The sequence below is a fragment of the Streptomyces sp. NPDC059256 genome (assembly GCF_042753785.1).
Lineage (GTDB): Bacteria > Actinomycetota > Actinomycetes > Streptomycetales > Streptomycetaceae > Streptomyces.
This window is the reverse complement of the sequence record NZ_JBHYZO010000009.1, coordinates 80,862-95,729: the sequence shown is the minus strand read 5'-3', so window position 1 is coordinate 95,729 and position 14,868 is coordinate 80,862. Positions and strand designations below refer to the sequence as shown.

Genomic DNA, 14,868 nt, shown 5'->3' with positions numbered 1-14,868 from the left:
TCCGGCTTAATTTCGACCGCATGATTTCCACCAAGACCGACAGTGAGCTGGGCTCCCTGCTGATGTCGCTCCGGGGCATGCAGTGGATCTACGGCATCAAGGACGACCCCTACGCCCTGCTGCTGAGGGCCGAGAGCGACGACCCGCACGACCTCGGCCGCCACGCCCGCGCACACGGCGAGGTGATGTGGAGCATGGCCGACGCCTGGGTGACCGCGAAGTACGACACCGCCGCCGAACTGCTGCGGGATCCCCGGTTCGGCGTGCGCTACCCCGTGGCGGCGGAGGGCAACGACGGTGAGCCGATGTACGAGTGGCAACTGCCGGCCCTGCACCGGGTCCTACCGCTGGACGAGGTGTACCTGGCGCAGGAGCGGAGCCAGTACCGGGAGCTGGGCGCCCTGGCCCGTGCCACGGTCGGCACCGGCTTCGCCGACGAGGTCGCCGAACGGTGCAAGGAGGCGCTGGGCCGACAGGACGGCGCCTTCGACTTCATGACCGAGGTCGCACATCCGGTCGCGGCGTCCGCGGTGGCGGCGCTGCTCGGGGTGTCCCCCGCCGAACGGGAACGGTTCGTCGCGCTGTGCGTGGAGACCGCGCCCGCGCTCGACGCGACCGTGTGTCCGCCGCGGACCCCCACGGCACGGGCGTTGATCACCGCGGTCGATCAGGTCGGCGAGTTGCTGGACGCGGCGGGCAACGGAGCCGGCGCACCGGCCCGGGGGGTCGCGGGGCTGTTCGCCGTCGCCGGAGTGCAGATGGCCGCCAACACCGCGGCCCGGACCGTGGCACTGCTGCTGGACCACGCCGAGTCCTGGGACCGGGTCCGACAGGAGTCGAACCGCGCGGCTGACGCCGTCCAGGAAGCACTGCGCCACTCCCCACCGGTGCGCATGCAGAAGCTGTTCGCCTACGAGGACGTGGAGTTGGGCGGGCAGCCGATCGAAGCCGGCCATGAGGTGGTGGTGCTGGTGGAGGCCGCCCAACGCGACCCCGATGCGTTCCCCGACCCGGACCGCTTCGACCTCGACCGCCCGGCCGGAGCGCCGCTGCTCGCCTTCACCGACGACCTGTTCACGGGCCCGCTGGAGCCACTGGTGAGGCCGCTGGCCACCGCCGTCGTGGCCACCGCCGTCGCCCAACTGCCGAAGCTGCGCCGAGCCGGCCCTGAACTGCGCCGGCTGCGGTCCCCCGTGACCGGCGGTGTACTGCACCTGCCCGTTTCCACCGGCTGAAGGGTCGAACCATGCGTGTACTGATGACCTCCTTCGCGGAGCAGAGCCACTTCAGCGGTTCGGTGCCACTGGCCTGGGCGCTGCGGACCGCGGGGCACGAGGTGCGGATCGCCTCCCAACCCGCGCTCACCGCCGCCATCACCGGCGCGGGTCTGACCGCGGTACCGGTGGGTGAGGACCCGGCGCTGCACACCGTGCTCGGCGCGGTGGGCGGGCCGATGATGGCCCTGCACGACCGCCCGGACTATCTGGAGAGGCGCCACGATCAGCTCAGCCGGGACTTTCTGATGAGCCATGAAACCGTGATGACCTCGCTCTTCTACTCCTGGATCAACAACGAGTCGATGGTGGACGAGTTGGTGGCCTTCGCCCGGGAGTGGCGGCCCGACCTGGTGATCTGGGAGCCGTTCACCTTCGCCGGTGCGGTGGCGGCGCGGGCCAGCGGTGCCGCCCACGCTCGGCTGCTCTCGTTCCCGGACATGTTCATGAGCACGCGTCGGCTGCTGCGGGAGCACTGGGAGCGGGGGCCCGAGTCGGAGCACGACGATGCCCTGGGCGAATGGTTGGGTCTGACACTGGAGCGCTATGGCTGTGCGTTCGACGAGGAGGTCGTGACGGGTCAGTGGTCGATCGACCAGATGCCGCCGAGCGTACGCCTGTCGCTGGGGCAGCCCCTGGTGCCGATGCGCTACATCCCGTACAACGGCCAGGTCCCGACGGTGGTCCCGCCGTGGCTGCGGTCGGCGCCCACCAGGCCCCGGATCTGTGTGACCGCGGGCATGACCACCCGCAACACCGGTGCGCCCAGCACCATTGCGGTGGACGACGTCTTCGAGGCGGTCTCCGGGTTGGACGCCGAGGTGGTGGCCACGGTGGATCCCTCGGAGCGGGAGCTGATCTCCTCGGTACCGGACAACGTCCGGCTGGTCGACCACGTACCGCTGGACGTGCTGCTGCCGACCTGTGCGGCGATCGTGCACCACGGCGGCGCCGGCACCTGGGCGACCGCCGCCGCCTGCGGGGTGCCACAGATCTCCTTGGGCCGGGTGTGGGACGCGGTCTACCGGTCACAGCGGCTCGCGGAGTTGGGCGCCGGGCTGTTCCTGCCGGCGGGAGGAGTGTCGGCGGAGAGCCTGCGCTCGGGCCTGCTGCGGCTGTTGAAGGAGCCGGAGTTCCGGCTTCGCGCACAGGCGTTGCAGGCGGAGGTGAGTGCCGCGCCGCACCCCAACGAGGTGGTCGACGTGTTGGAGCGGCTCACCGCGCGGCACCGGAGCCGGGCCGCCGCGCCGGCGTGACACGGCTCGGCCGCCGCCCCCGATGGAGGCGGCGGCCGGTCACAGCACAGCAGCGGCTGGTCTCAGCGGCGGCCGAGGCGGGTGAGGCGCTCCAGCGCGGGCACGATGTCGCGGGGGGCGGGAGTAGCGAGCATCTCCCGCCGCAGCGCCGCCGCGTTCTCGGCGAACGACGGCTCGTCCAGCACCCTCAGCAGGAGGGCACGCAGTGAATCCGCCGTCAGCGCGGCGGTGTCCTTGACGTGGAGACCGGCCCCGGCGGCTTCGACCTGCTGCGCCTTGAGGACGTTGTCCATCATGTTCGCTGGCACGATGACCTGGGGCACTCCGTGCGCGAGCGCGGTCTGCGTGGTCCCTGATCCACTGTGGTGGATGATCGCCGAACAGCTCGGCAGCAGCGCGTCCAGGGGGACGAAGTCCACCGCGCGCACATTGTCGGGAAGCGACGGCAGCGAGCTGAGCTGATCGGTGTTCAGGGTGGCGACCACCTCGATGTCCAGATCGGCGACGCCCCGGAGCAACTCCCCCACATCGGCGCGGTCTCCCCCCATCAGTTCCCGGAAGGAGCGGCCGAGGGTCAGACAGACCCGGCGGCGCTCAGGCGGGGTCCACAACCAGCGCGGAACGGTGGAGCGGCCGTTGTACGGCGTGTACCGCATGGGGAGGTACAGGTGGTCGACCTCCAGCCGCATCGAGGAGGGAACGGTGTCGACGGTCCACTGTCCGAGCACGGCCTGTTCGTCGAATGCGACGCCGTACCGGGCCAGGGCGGTGCCGAGCCACTCTTCGAACGGGTCATCGCGCAGGACGGCGGGGCGCTCCTCCACCGCGGTCCGGTAGCTCTGGCGCATGCGGCCGATGACGTCGAACCCGAACATCATGCGCGCGTGGGCCGCGCCGACGGCCAGCGCTGCGACCGGGGCCGCGAAGGTCAGCGGATCCCAGATCACCAGGTCGGGACGCCATTGGCGAGCGAAGCACACCAGGTCGTCCATGAGCTGAGGCGAGGAGATCTCCTGGAAGCTGGCACCGATCCAGGCACTGAACACCGCGTGCATATGGGAGTAGGTGAGCTTCTCCGGTCGCATCTCGCACAGGTCGAACAACTCCCAGTTGACACCCCCGCGCGCATCCCAGATGTTGGCCTCGTCGTGGAACTCCTCCTCGGTGAGCGGGGAGACGTCCGCCCACTGGCCGATGTCCATGGGCTCGCCGATGGGCACGGGGGTGAGACCACTGCGGACGATGTCGTCGGCCACATCGGGGTGGCTCGCCACACAGACGTCGTGCCCCGCGGCCCGCAGTGCCCAGGCGAGCGGTACTTGGGCGTGCAGATGCGTCGAGGCGGCGAGGGTGACGAACAGTACGCGCATCGATGGGCTCCGCTCGATCACTGGAAACTGGGGGTCACATCACTGAAACCGGAACCACGGAAGACGGTGGTCGCTGATGTCCGGGGCGCCGGCCTGGTCCGGGGTTGACCGGGGTCGGGCGCGGTCGAGAGCCCGGGGTTGACCCGGTTCCCCGACATCAGGGGGCGGTCGCGATCACTGGAAGTCCGTCAGATGGTCGGCGGCCCAGCGCGCCAGGTCATGGGCGGGTCGCCCGGTCACCTGCTCCACGGTCGGGTGGACGGCGGCCGGTTGGTCGGCCCAGGTCGCCTGGTGGGCGAGGATGTAGTCGGCGATGTCGGCGGGGAAGCCCTGGGCCAGCATGTCCGCACGGGCCTCGGCGGGCGAGACCTCCTCGAAGGCGATGGCCCGCCCGAGCCCCCGTGCGATTGCGAGGACCTGGTCGCGCTGGCTGAGCGCGCGGGGCCCGGAGATCCGAAGGATCGCCCCCTGGTGGCCTTCTTCCAGCAGGGCGGCGACGGCGACGGCCGCGACGTCGTCCTCGTGGACGGGCGCACCCATGGCACCCGGGTAGGCGGACCTGACCACCGCCCCGGTGCGGATGGAGTGCTCCCACAGACTGAGTTTGTTGACGGCGAACTCGCCGGGCCGCAGATGGGTCCACTCCACCCCGGCCGCCTCCACCGCTTCCACCGCCTCTTCGACGTCTCGGTGCCCGCTCGGGTCACTTCCGTCGGTGACCGCGTCGGAGGAGAGGACCACGATCCTGCGCACCCCCAGCGATGCGGCCAGGAGGGCGACCTCCCGCGCGGTCTCGGCCACGGGGAAGAGATACATCCGCTCCACCCCGGTCAGCGCCGCGCGCAGCGTGGCCGGCTGGAGCAGATCCCCCTCGAAGGCGTCGACTCCAGCGGGGAACTTGGCCGCGCCGACATCGCGCGTCAGCGCCCGGACGGGCTGGCCGGCGGCGACGAGCCGTCGCACCACATGGCGGCCGACGTGTCCGGTCGCACCGGTGACGAGTATGGCCATGGTCTCTCCTCCACCTTGCAGAGTTCCTTGTGCGCCTTTGTTCCACAGGTGCGCCGTGGAACCACAGCCGTGGCCCGCGCCCCGGGGGATGCGGCGCGGGTCCACGGCCGGGCGGCCGTCCGCTGTCCTGGTGACGGTCCGCCGGACGATCACGATGCCGCGTGCGCCACGAGAGATTCCGGTGGGCCGCTGGAGCCGGGTCCACCGGGGTGCGCTGTGTCTCCACCGTTCTTCAGCCACACCGCGAGAGGGCGCTGCGACGCTCACCGGAACCAGCAGTTCGTCGACAGGGGAATCATGCGCGCGTTGTTCGTCACCTCTCCCGTACTCAGTCACGCCTTCCCCACGGTGCCGGTGGCCCACGCGCTGCTCGCCGCAGGCCATGAGGTCCGCTATGCGCTCGGAGCCGCCCTGGACGCCGTCACCGATGCGGGCCTGCCCGCCGTCGACGTCACCCCGGGGCTCGACTACGACAAGATCTGGGTGCCCGAAGGCGCCGAGGACCCGATGTACGTCAAGGACGCGGGGGTGGAGTTCCTCGCGGAGCTCTTCGGCCGGGTGTCGGGTGCCGAGGTGGACGGGGTGTTGGAGGCCGCACGGTCCTGGGCCCCGGATGTGATCGTGCACTCGGCCGCCCAGGGCGCGGGGGCGCTCGCCGCGAGTGCGCTCGGCATCCCGTGCGTGGAGCTGCCGTTGGGCCCGGCCGACAGCGACCCGCGGCTGGCCGGGCTGCTGCGGGAGGCCATGAAGGGGGACTACGCACGGCACGGCATCAGCGCGACGCCCAGGGCGACCGCGCGGATCAGCTCGGTCCCGGCCCGGTTGGCGCACCTGCTGCCCGGGGGTGAACGCCCAAAGGACGAGTGGCTGATGCGCTACGTCCCCTACAACGGCGGCGGAACACTGCCCGCCTGGCTCCTTGCACCGTCCGAGCGGCCCCGGATCGCGGTCACCCTGGGATCGATCGGCGCGCAGTGGGGCGGGATCACGATGCTCGCCCCCTTGATGGCCGAGGCCGCGCACATCGACGCCGAGTTCGTGTTGACGTTGGGCGGCGGCGATGTGGAACTCCTCGGCGAATTGCCGGAGAACGTACGGACCGTGGAGTGGGTGCCGTTGGCGCCGCTGCTGGAGACCTGTGCGGGGATCGTCCACCATGCCGGTTCCGGCACACTGCTGACCGCCATGCGGCTGGGGGTGCCGCAGTGCGTACTGCCGGACGGCGCCTACCAGCAGGCCAACGGTGCGGTGTTGGTGGGCAGCGGGGCCGGATTCACGGCTGATGCGACCACGATCGGGGCCGTGGAATGCCGTCGGCTGCTGAACGACCTGGAGTTGCGCACCGCGGCGAGCGCGCTGCGTCAGGAGATGGTCGACACGATGCCGACCCCGGCCGATCTGGTGCCACGGCTGGTGGAGCTGGCAGGCTGACGGCCGGAGCGCCAAGGGAGCCCGGGCCCGCACAGAGGGGGCCCGGGCTCCGTGCTTCCGTGGTGTTCTCAGAGCCCGTCGGGTATCTGGCCCAGGACCCGGTAGAGGGGGCCGAAGTTCATCACGTCCCAGTGTGCGGTCACCCGGCCCTGGTCGTCGAAGAGGAGTTCTTCGAGGTAGTGCCAGGACACCGGGGCGCCCGTGGCGGGTACGCCCATGAAGTCACCCCGGTGGGTCGCGGTGGCGGTGATCCGCAGCATCACCCGGTCACCCTCGGCGACGATGCTCTTGGCCTCCAGACGCAGATCGGGGAACGAGTCCAGGGTGCCGCGCATGATGTCGGCGATCTGGTCGGCGGGCATCCGGCCGCCGTCCTCGTCGTAGTGGACGGCGTCCGGGGCCCAGTACGCGATGACGGCGTCGGGGTCGCCACGGTTCCATGCGTCGACCATGCGCAGGGCGTGTGCCTTGTTCTCCTGTGGGGACATCGGATCTCCTGGTGCTGGGCGCCGGGTCAGGGCCGGACGGCGGCACGGGTGTGGGCGGTGATCGCTTCCGCGAGCGGGGTGTGGACGGAGCGGGGCAGCGCGTGCCCCATGCCGGGGATCTCCACCAGGCGGGCGCCCGGGATGAGTCCGGCGAGGTGCCTGCCGTGCGGCGGTGGGGAGATGGGGTCCTCCAGCGCCTGGATCACCTGGGTCGGCACCCGTACCCCGGCGAGTTCGGCTGCCCGTTCGCGTGGGTGGGAGGCCAGTTGGTGGTGGGCGACGGGCTCGGCGATGGTGCCGGCGTGGTCTGCGGCCTGCTCCTCCCAGCGGCGGAAGTCTTCCGCGCCGAAGGGAACCTTGTCGCCCGAGAAGATCCTCGACCTGCGTACCCGGAGATCGAGTACCGCATCGCGGCCCTCCGCGGGTTCGGACATCAGCGCCAGCGCGTCCAGCAGCGGCTGCTGCGGCAAGGGCAGACCGTCGACGGACGGCTGTCCGTTGAAGGCCCGTTCGATGTTGCCGTCGAAGTCGATGTCCAGTCCGCCGCCGAGCATCAGGGTCATGCTGAGGAGCCGTTCGGGGTGGTCGAGGGCGAGGAGTTGGCCCATCACCGTGCCCATCGACATGGCGACGACGTGCGCGGCGGCGACGCCGTGGGCGTCGAGGACGGCCACCGGGTCCCGTACCAGCTCCGCATAGCCGTAGGGGTGTGCGGCGAAGTCACGGACGGTGGAGCGCCCGGTGTCCCGGTGGTCGTACCGGATGACCCGCAGTCCTTCGGCGGTCAGCAGGTCGACGAACTCCCGGGGCCACGCCTGGGAGGACTGGTTCCCTCCGGCGATCAGCAGCAGCGGTGGGCCGGCAGGGTCTCCGAGGTCCTCACTCCACAGTTGTACATCGTCGGTGGTCACGATCCGTTCGGGCATGCGGGATTCCCTCTCGCGGGTGCGCTCTGGTTCCGTCCCCGTCAGTCGACGGGGGTCATCTCGATCAGGCAGAAGTCGAACGGCACGACGGGCGAGGTGATGGGAGTGACGAGGGAGGTGATGGCGAGGCCGGCGGAGGCCGCCAGCTCGGACCACTCGGCCGTCGTCCGGACCCGACCGCCGAGGAACACCAGCATCCGCATGTCGAGGAGGCTGAAGTGGAGGTCGGCGGTGCTCGTCGTGGCGTCGGTGGAAGGTTCGGCGCGTTCGCGCAGGATCAGGGTGCCGCCCGGCTCCAGGGCGTCCCGGCAGCGCTTGAGGATGCGTCGGGCCTCGTCGTCCTGCCAGTTCAACAACACCATGGAGAGCAGGACCAGGTCCGCGGTCACCGGCAGTTCGTCGAAGAAGTCGCCGCCGATGACGTCGATGCGGTCCGCGAGCCCCCGCTGGGCGATCTTGGCACGCGCCCGATCGGCCGGGGACGGCAGGTCCAGCAGGGTGCCGCGCACCTCGGGCAGTGTCCGCACGATCGACTGGATCAATCCGCCGGGAGCACCGCCGACGTCGAGGACGTGCCGTACGCCGCTCCAGTCATAGGTGGCGATGAAGCCCTCGTCGACCGCTTCCTCCTCGGTCGCCATGAGTGCGTCGAAGGACTCACCCAGCTCCGGGTTGGCCGACAGGTCGTCCCAGAAGGGCCTTCCGTACAGGGCTTCATAGCTGGGGCGTCCGGTCCTGACCGCTTCCAGCAATTGGGTGAAGGCGAGGTCCGCCCGGCCGATGATCTGGTCGAGCGCGAGCCAGGAGCGCTGTTGGAGCGGGTGGTCGTCGGCGAGCAGCAGTCCGAGGTCGGTGGGGCCGAACCGGCCGGGGGCGCTCTCCTCGAACACGCCGACGGCGGTGAGGTGGCGCACCAGGCGGTGCAGCGCACCGGCGTCGGTGCCGGTGGCCCGTGCCAGGTCCTCGGGGGTGTGCGCGCCGGCGGCCATGTGGTCCACCAGGCGCAGGGTGGCGGCGACCCGCAGGGACGTCGGTGTGACGAGGTCGACCAGCCGGAGGAAGCGGTCGATGGGCGTGCCGTCGTGCTGACTGCTCGTGCTGCTCACGTGGGCGTCTCCCTGAGTCGCTCGGACGTCCGTGCCCGGCGAGTGTGGTCCGCCCGTCTCGCAACCGTCTCGACGATCGCTGGGCCATCGTCGGAGCGGAAGTGGCGGACGGGTCAAGTGGGCCGCGAGCGGCCCCTGACAGCGTGGGCAATCGGCGTTCCGTTTGAGCGCGCACCCAAGGGACGTCGAAGGAACACCGAGGGACTTCCACGAACGGGGAACGCATGACGAGCAAGGAACAGAAGGTCGCCATCGTGACGGGTGCGACCAGCGGAATCGGCGCCTCGGTCGCCGCCCTGTTGGCCGAGCAGGGTCACCGGGTCTTTCTGTGCGCCCGTGACGCACAGAATGTCGCGGCGACCGTCGAGCGGTTCCGCAAGGAGGGCTACGAGGTCGAAGGCCGGGCCTGCGATGTGCGTTCCACCGACGATGTGCACGCGTTCGTCGCGGCGGCGGTCGAGCAGTACGGCCCGGTCGGCATCCTGGTCAACAACGCCGGTCGCAGCGGCGGCGGTACGACGTCGACCCTCACCGACGAACTGTGGCGCGATGTGATGGCGACCAACCTCGACGGTGTGTTCCGTGTGACGCGCGAGGTGCTCACCACCGGCCGGATGCTGGAGGGCACCAGCGGCCGGATCATCAACATCGCCTCGACCGGCGGCAAGCAGGGGGTGATGTTCGGCGCCCCGTACTCCGCGTCGAAGCACGGGGTGGTGGGCTTCACCAAGGCGTTGGGGCAGGAGCTGGCGAAGTCCGGGATCACTGTCAACGCCGTCTGTCCCGGCTATGTCGAGACCCCGATGGCCCAGCGGGTGCGGCAGGGGTACGCCGACTTCTGGGAGACCAGCGAGGACGAGGTCCTGACCAAGTTCGAGGCGAAGATTCCGCTCGGCCGGTACTCGACGCCCGAGGAGGTGGCCGGTCTGGTCGGCTATCTCGTCACCGACACGGCCGCCTCCATCACCGCACAGGCGCTCAACGTCTGCGGCGGGCTGGGCAACTACTGAGCCGACCGGAGGACGACCGACCACCGTGGCAGCGACGGGTGAGACAAGAGGACCGGAAGATGACTGAGCCCCAGACCCACCACACCGAGCACCGGATCACCGTGAACGCCCCGGCCGATGTGGTGTTCGCGCTGATCGAGGACGTCACCGGCTGGCCGGAGACCTTCCCGCCGTGCGTCCATGTCGACGCCGAACGCGACGGAGACCGTGAACGCATCCGGATCTGGGCCACCGCGGGCGGGGAGGTGAAGGGCTGGACCTCGCTGCGCGAGTTGGACCGGGAACGGCTGCGGGTCCGGTTCCGTCAGGAGGTGTCCGCGCCTCCCGTGGCCGCGATGGGCGGCGAATGGGTGATCGAGACCGATCCGTCCGGTGCGACCCTGGTCCGGCTGTTGCACGACTTCCGCGCGATCGGCGACGACCCGGCGAAGGTCGAGTGGATCCAACAGGCGGTGGACCGCAACAGCGGCCAGGAACTGGCGGCGCTGCGCGCAGCCGCGGAACTGCGGACGCAGCGCGGCGAGCTGACGCTGACGTTCTCGGACTCGCTGCGGGTGGCCGGTGCCGCCAAGGACGTCTACGACTTCATCGACCGGGCGGACGCCTGGGAGCAGCGGCTGCCGCACGTGGCCCGGGTGTCCCTCGCCGAGGACGTCCCGAGGCAGCAGGTGCTGGAGATGGACACCCGTACCGCGGACGGCTCCACGCACACCACCCGGTCGGTGCGGATCTGCTTCCCCCATGACCGGATCGTCTACAAGCAGCTCCAGACGCCGGTGTTGATGTCGGCGCACACCGGTGAGTGGCTGATCCGCGAGGTGGGCGAGGAGACGGAGATCACCAGTACCCACACGGTGGTCGTGAATCCGGAGGCGATCGCGGGGGTCCTGGGCGCCGAGGCGGGCGTCACCGAGGCGCGCACCTTCATCCGGGAGGCGCTCGGCCGCAACAGCACGGCGACGATGGGGTACGCGAAGGCGTACGCGGAGGAGATCGCAGACCGGGCAGGTCACCGGGCGGCTCACTGAGCTGGTCGCTGAGCGGACCGGTTCACGGCGGGGAGAGGTCGGGAGAGGGCCATGCGCGTGCTGTTCACCACCTTCGCGGCGCGGACGCACGTCCACAGCCAGGTGCCCCTGGCGTGGGCGCTGCGCGCTGCGGGGCACGATGTGCGCGTGGCCACCCAGCCCGATGCCGTGGAGCATGTGCTGCGGGCGGGGTTGTCCGCGGTGCCGGTGGGTGCTCCACTCAACCAGGAAGCCCTGGTGGAGGAGTTGGACGAGCGCCGCAGCGAAGCGCTGGAGAGTGGTCGGGAGGGGCCGGAGTCCCTGGACTACCTGGAGCTGACCGATATCAGCGAGGTCCGGCCGGAGCGGCTCACGTACGAGTTGATGCACCGCAGGCAACTGGCCCTCGCAGCGGGAGCGTTTCCCACCCAGTGCGACCCGGAGATGATCGACGACCTGGTGCGTTACGCGCGGTGGTGGCGGCCGGACCTCGTGGTGTGGGACACGATGACCTTCGCGGGCCCCGTCGCGGCGATGGCCTCGGGCGCGGCGCACGCCCGGTTGCTCTTCGGCCTCGACCTCATCGGTTTTCTGCGCCAGCACTACAACCGGGTGCTGGAGCGTCGGATACCCGCGCTGCGGGACGATCCGATGGCGGAGTGGTTGGGCTGGACCCTGGAGGAGTACGGCTGCCGCTTCACCGAGGAGGCCGTGGTGGGGCAGTGGACCATCGATCCGGTTCCCACCTCGTTGGCACTGCCGACGGATCTGGTGCGGGTGCCGATGCGCTACGTCCCGTACAACGGGCCCGCCGTATTACCTGATTGGGTCCTGGAGCCGCCGCGGCGCCCCCGGGTCTGTGTCACTCTCGGGCTGTCGCTGCTGGAGACCCTGGGCAGGGACCGGGTGTCGGTGGCCGAGATCCTCGACGCCGTCGCTGCACTGGACGTCGAGGTCGTCGCGACCGTCGGCGCGGCGCGGCGCGATGCGCTCGGAACGCTGCCCGCACGGGTGCGGGTGGTGGACTTCGTGCCGCTGGACGCCCTGTTGCCCAGTTGTGCCGCCGTGGTGCACCACGGCGGGGCGGGAACCTACCAGTCGGCGCTGGCCCACGCGGTCCCGCAGATCATCCTGCCGGACGTGCTGTGGGACAGCGCCCGCCGGGCTGAGGGCCTGGAACGTTCCGGTGCCGGGCTCCAGGTCGCCGATCCCGCGCGTCTGACCGCGGCGGGCTTGCGTGACCTCGTCCGCCGAGTGCTCGACGACCCGGCTCCGGCGCGCCAGGCCCGTCGGTTGCGTCGGGAGATGGCTGCGACCGCCGCGCCCGCCGATGTGGTCCCCGTCCTCGAACGGCTCACCGCCCACCATCGGCCGGCTGTCCGTCGGGGCCTGTGAGCAGTCCTGCCCGTGACGGCCGCACGGCGGCCCTGGTTCTGTCCCGCTCCGCGCGGATTCTCCCGGGAAATGTCGATTGCACATGCCCCGGGCCCAGCGCTTCCGGCACGCGCTTCGGCGTGTCGTCAATCGAATTACCAATCCTTGACGTTCCCATTGGCTGAACATTGACAAGCTAGTCGACCAAATCTAGAGTCAAGTTGCAGCGAGTCGCGATGTATCGCTTCATTGAGGCCACCAACCTCGATGGGTGGTTGAATTTCAACGCATCTCGCTTCGACAGCGGATCGAGCCACCGTTGTGTGCAACTGGGGGAACAATGGATTTCCAAGTTCTCGGGCCCTTAGGGATGCTTGAGAAAGACAAGAACGTTGCGCCTACAGCACCCAAGCCTCGCCAAGTAATCGCACTCTTGATCATGCGGCGAAACGCAGTCGTCCAGACATCCGAACTGATCGATGAATTGTGGGAGGGCGGCCCTCCCACCAGCGCGCTAACAACTCTTCAGACCTACATTTACAAACTCCGCAAGATCCTTGTTCGCTACGGGGGCAAAGAGGTTCTTCATACTCGACCGGGTGGATATGTCCTTGACATACCCAACTCCTCAGTCGACCTCCACCGGGCCGAAAAAGCGGCGGGCGAGGGCAAGGCAACACTGAGGAACGGCGATCCCGTACGGGCTCGTGAATCCCTCGCCGAAGCCCTGTCGATTTGGCGGGCGCCTGCGCTCGTCGATGTGGACAGAGGGGCGCTCCTTTCCTCCTATGCGACACGGCTGGAAGAATTCCGCTCCAGGACCCTGGAAATGCGGATCGAGGCAGATCTCCAACTCGGCCACCACCGGGAGTTGGTCAGCGAACTCAAGTCACTCATACTCACCCATCCCCTCCATGAGCATCTCCATGCCTCGCTGATGATCGCGTTGCATCGATCAGGGCGGCGCCATGAGGCCCTTGAGGTCTTCCGGGTGTTGCGACAGAACATGGTCGAGGACCTGGGGCTCGAACCGGGCGAGGAACTGCGCCAACTGCACCAGGCATTGCTCGCCGACGCGCCCGTCGGACCTCCGTTCGATGCCCGGCAGTCGATCCGTACGGGGTCTCGGGACGGTGCCGCGACGAGTACGGCCGGGCCACGGGCCGCGCGGGGAACCGCCGTCGACGTGGAGGAGCGCACGCCGGCCACCCATGCGCCGGAGCGAGACCATCTGCTCACCTCGGTTCCGGCCCAACGCGACGCCGCCGGTGCGTCAGCCCAGGGCGCCCACGGCCCCGTCAGGGCGACGGGTCCGGTGCCATCGCCCCCGCGGTCCCACGCCGAGGAGCGTGCCGGCGCCGGGCAGTCGACCACGCCCGCACCCGCGGAACTCCCCGCGGACGTCGGTGACTTCACCGGCCGGGCACCGGTCATCGAGGACATCATGCTCCAGTTCCTCCCCCCGGAGGACGGAACCGTGCGGCACGCGGCGACCCGTGTCGTCGTGATCGCGGGCATGCCGGGGGTCGGCAAGTCGGCCCTGGCGGTCCATCTGGCCCACCGGGTGCGACATCTCTTCCCGGACGGGCAGCTCCACGTCGAACTCCATGGATCGAGCGACGAACCCCGGGACATCCGGGAGGTGCTCCATGGACTACTGCGGTCCCTGGGCATCCCCGACACGCTGATTCCGACCCAACTGGAGGAGCGTTCGAAGCTCTTCCGCTCGACAACGGCGGCGCGCCGGGTCCTGCTGGTGCTGGATGACACGGCGACGCTGGCGGACGTCCGTCCACTGCTGCCGGGCGGACCCGAGTGTGCGGTGATCATCACCAGTCGTCGTCGGCTGCACGGACTGGCCGGAGCCCAGAGCGTGGACCTCGATGTGCTGGACAGCACGGAGGGGATCGACCTCCTCGCCAGTCTGATCGGACGTGAACGGCTCGACGAAGAGCCACAGGCGGCCGACAAGCTGGGGAAGCTGGGTGGATGGCTACCCCTTGCGCTGCGATGTATCGGCGGCCGAGTGGCCACCATGCCGGGGCTCCCCCTCACCCGGGTCGCGGACCAACTGGCGAGGTCCAGCGACATCCTGAGCGAACTCCGGCTGGGCGACCTCGATGTGAGGTCAGGCTACGACGCCGCGTACGACCGGCTCACCCGGAGCGAACAGGCGGTCTTTCGACTGCTGAGCATGCTGCCCGCCGACGAGTTCACCGCCACCACGGTGGCCGACCTGCTCGGGTGGGAGATCCCCTCGGTCGAGCGCATCCTCGACCGGTTCGTCAACAGCTACCTCCTCAAGATCGTCCACTATGGCAACGATGAGCTGCACTACGCTCTTCCCCCGTTGACCTGGACGTACGCAAGGGGACGGCTGGACTCGACGCTCAGGCAGGACCCTCGGCTCAGGGCGGACGCCCCGGACGAGCACGCCTGCCAGGGACCCTCGCACCCCAGGTGATGTCCGGGACCTGAGGAATGGGGCTGCCCGGCCTCCGGCGCAAGGCTCCATGAGCAGGGAAGGTGTGCGCGGTGGGAGCGAGGTTCCACCGCGCACACCGACTCAGCAGCCGCGAGATCGCGGACGGGCGACCGTGCGGCTGCGCAGGAGC

At 69.8% G+C, this 14,868-nt stretch carries 12 protein-coding genes; 7 read left to right on the top strand and 5 right to left on the bottom strand.

From position 1 onward, the window contains the following. Positions 1 to 20: 20 nt before the first annotated feature. Both ACFXJL_RS21100 and ACFXJL_RS21095 read left to right on the top strand, forming a co-directional pair. Positions 21 to 1,235 carry a P450-derived glycosyltransferase activator gene (locus ACFXJL_RS21100; protein ID WP_384694570.1) on the top strand — a complete coding sequence of 405 codons (1,215 nt, stop codon included), beginning with the start codon at positions 21 to 23 and terminating at the stop codon, positions 1,233 to 1,235. An 11-nt stretch (positions 1,236 to 1,246) separates the two neighbouring features. Further along, a complete protein-coding gene (locus tag ACFXJL_RS21095) occupies positions 1,247 to 2,530 on the top strand; it encodes an activator-dependent family glycosyltransferase (RefSeq protein WP_384694567.1) in 1,284 nt (427 codons plus the stop codon). A gap of 62 nt (positions 2,531 to 2,592) precedes the next feature. Here the strand turns inward: ACFXJL_RS21095 and ACFXJL_RS21090 are convergent, their stop codons facing one another. Beyond that, entirely contained in the window at positions 2,593 to 3,900 is a 1,308-nt protein-coding gene (locus ACFXJL_RS21090) for an activator-dependent family glycosyltransferase (protein WP_384694564.1), read from the bottom strand. Between the two features lie 174 nt (positions 3,901 to 4,074). Further along, positions 4,075 to 4,911, bottom strand: coding sequence for an NAD(P)H-binding protein (locus ACFXJL_RS21085; RefSeq protein ID WP_384694561.1), 837 nt, complete (start codon positions 4,909 to 4,911; stop codon positions 4,075 to 4,077). A gap of 297 nt (positions 4,912 to 5,208) precedes the next feature. On the opposite strand from ACFXJL_RS21085, the gene ACFXJL_RS21080 reads away from it, so the two are divergent. Next, positions 5,209 to 6,342, top strand: a complete 1,134-nt coding sequence (locus tag ACFXJL_RS21080) for a nucleotide disphospho-sugar-binding domain-containing protein (protein ID WP_384694558.1) — start codon at positions 5,209 to 5,211, stop codon at positions 6,340 to 6,342. Between the two features lie 68 nt (positions 6,343 to 6,410). On the opposite strand, the gene ACFXJL_RS21075 is transcribed toward ACFXJL_RS21080, so the two are convergent. From ACFXJL_RS21075 to ACFXJL_RS21065, 3 genes are read right to left on the bottom strand one after another with little or no spacing between them, the layout of a single operon-like run. Then, complete coding sequence (locus ACFXJL_RS21075; RefSeq protein WP_329015390.1) at positions 6,411 to 6,830, bottom strand: ester cyclase; 420 nt, start codon at positions 6,828 to 6,830, stop codon at positions 6,411 to 6,413. 26 nt (positions 6,831 to 6,856) lie between these two features. Continuing rightward, positions 6,857 to 7,756, bottom strand: coding sequence for an alpha/beta fold hydrolase (locus tag ACFXJL_RS21070; RefSeq protein ID WP_384694554.1), 900 nt, complete (start codon positions 7,754 to 7,756; stop codon positions 6,857 to 6,859). 41 nt (positions 7,757 to 7,797) lie between these two features. Continuing rightward, on the bottom strand, positions 7,798 to 8,862 hold the full coding sequence (locus tag ACFXJL_RS21065; RefSeq protein WP_358881632.1) for a methyltransferase: 1,065 nt from the start codon (positions 8,860 to 8,862) through the stop codon (positions 7,798 to 7,800). Positions 8,863 to 9,086: 224 nt separating this feature from the next. On the opposite strand from ACFXJL_RS21065, the gene fabG reads away from it, so the two are divergent. The 4 genes from fabG (at position 9,087) to ACFXJL_RS21045 (ending at position 14,717) form a co-directional block, all read left to right on the top strand. Then, positions 9,087 to 9,872, top strand: a complete 786-nt coding sequence (fabG, locus tag ACFXJL_RS21060; RefSeq protein WP_358881633.1) for a 3-oxoacyl-ACP reductase FabG — start codon at positions 9,087 to 9,089, stop codon at positions 9,870 to 9,872. Between the two features lie 59 nt (positions 9,873 to 9,931). Beyond that, positions 9,932 to 10,900 carry an aromatase/cyclase gene (locus ACFXJL_RS21055; protein ID WP_384694550.1) on the top strand — a complete coding sequence of 323 codons (969 nt, stop codon included), beginning with the start codon at positions 9,932 to 9,934 and terminating at the stop codon, positions 10,898 to 10,900. A gap of 51 nt (positions 10,901 to 10,951) precedes the next feature. Further along, positions 10,952 to 12,274: an activator-dependent family glycosyltransferase gene (locus ACFXJL_RS21050; RefSeq protein WP_384694548.1), complete on the top strand. Its 1,323-nt coding sequence runs from the start codon at positions 10,952 to 10,954 to the stop codon at positions 12,272 to 12,274. A 319-nt stretch (positions 12,275 to 12,593) separates the two neighbouring features. Beyond that, a complete protein-coding gene (locus ACFXJL_RS21045; RefSeq protein ID WP_384694545.1) occupies positions 12,594 to 14,717 on the top strand; it encodes a BTAD domain-containing putative transcriptional regulator in 2,124 nt (707 codons plus the stop codon). Positions 14,718 to 14,868: the final 151 nt, after the last annotated feature.

Coding starts and splice junctions, on each gene's coding strand:
- ACFXJL_RS21055 (WP_384694550.1), top strand. CDS start 9,932: ATGACTGAGCCCCAGACCCACCACACCGAGCACCGGATCACCGTGAAC.
- ACFXJL_RS21080 (WP_384694558.1), top strand. CDS start 5,209: ATGCGCGCGTTGTTCGTCACCTCTCCCGTACTCAGTCACGCCTTCCCC.
- ACFXJL_RS21090 (WP_384694564.1), bottom strand. CDS start 3,900: ATGCGCGTACTGTTCGTCACCCTCGCCGCCTCGACGCATCTGCACGCC.
- fabG (WP_358881633.1), top strand. CDS start 9,087: ATGACGAGCAAGGAACAGAAGGTCGCCATCGTGACGGGTGCGACCAGC.
- ACFXJL_RS21085 (WP_384694561.1), bottom strand. CDS start 4,911: ATGGCCATACTCGTCACCGGTGCGACCGGACACGTCGGCCGCCATGTG.
- ACFXJL_RS21045 (WP_384694545.1), top strand. CDS start 12,594: ATGGATTTCCAAGTTCTCGGGCCCTTAGGGATGCTTGAGAAAGACAAG.
- ACFXJL_RS21075 (WP_329015390.1), bottom strand. CDS start 6,830: ATGTCCCCACAGGAGAACAAGGCACACGCCCTGCGCATGGTCGACGCA.
- ACFXJL_RS21100 (WP_384694570.1), top strand. CDS start 21: ATGATTTCCACCAAGACCGACAGTGAGCTGGGCTCCCTGCTGATGTCG.
- ACFXJL_RS21070 (WP_384694554.1), bottom strand. CDS start 7,756: ATGCCCGAACGGATCGTGACCACCGACGATGTACAACTGTGGAGTGAG.
- ACFXJL_RS21095 (WP_384694567.1), top strand. CDS start 1,247: ATGCGTGTACTGATGACCTCCTTCGCGGAGCAGAGCCACTTCAGCGGT.
- ACFXJL_RS21050 (WP_384694548.1), top strand. CDS start 10,952: ATGCGCGTGCTGTTCACCACCTTCGCGGCGCGGACGCACGTCCACAGC.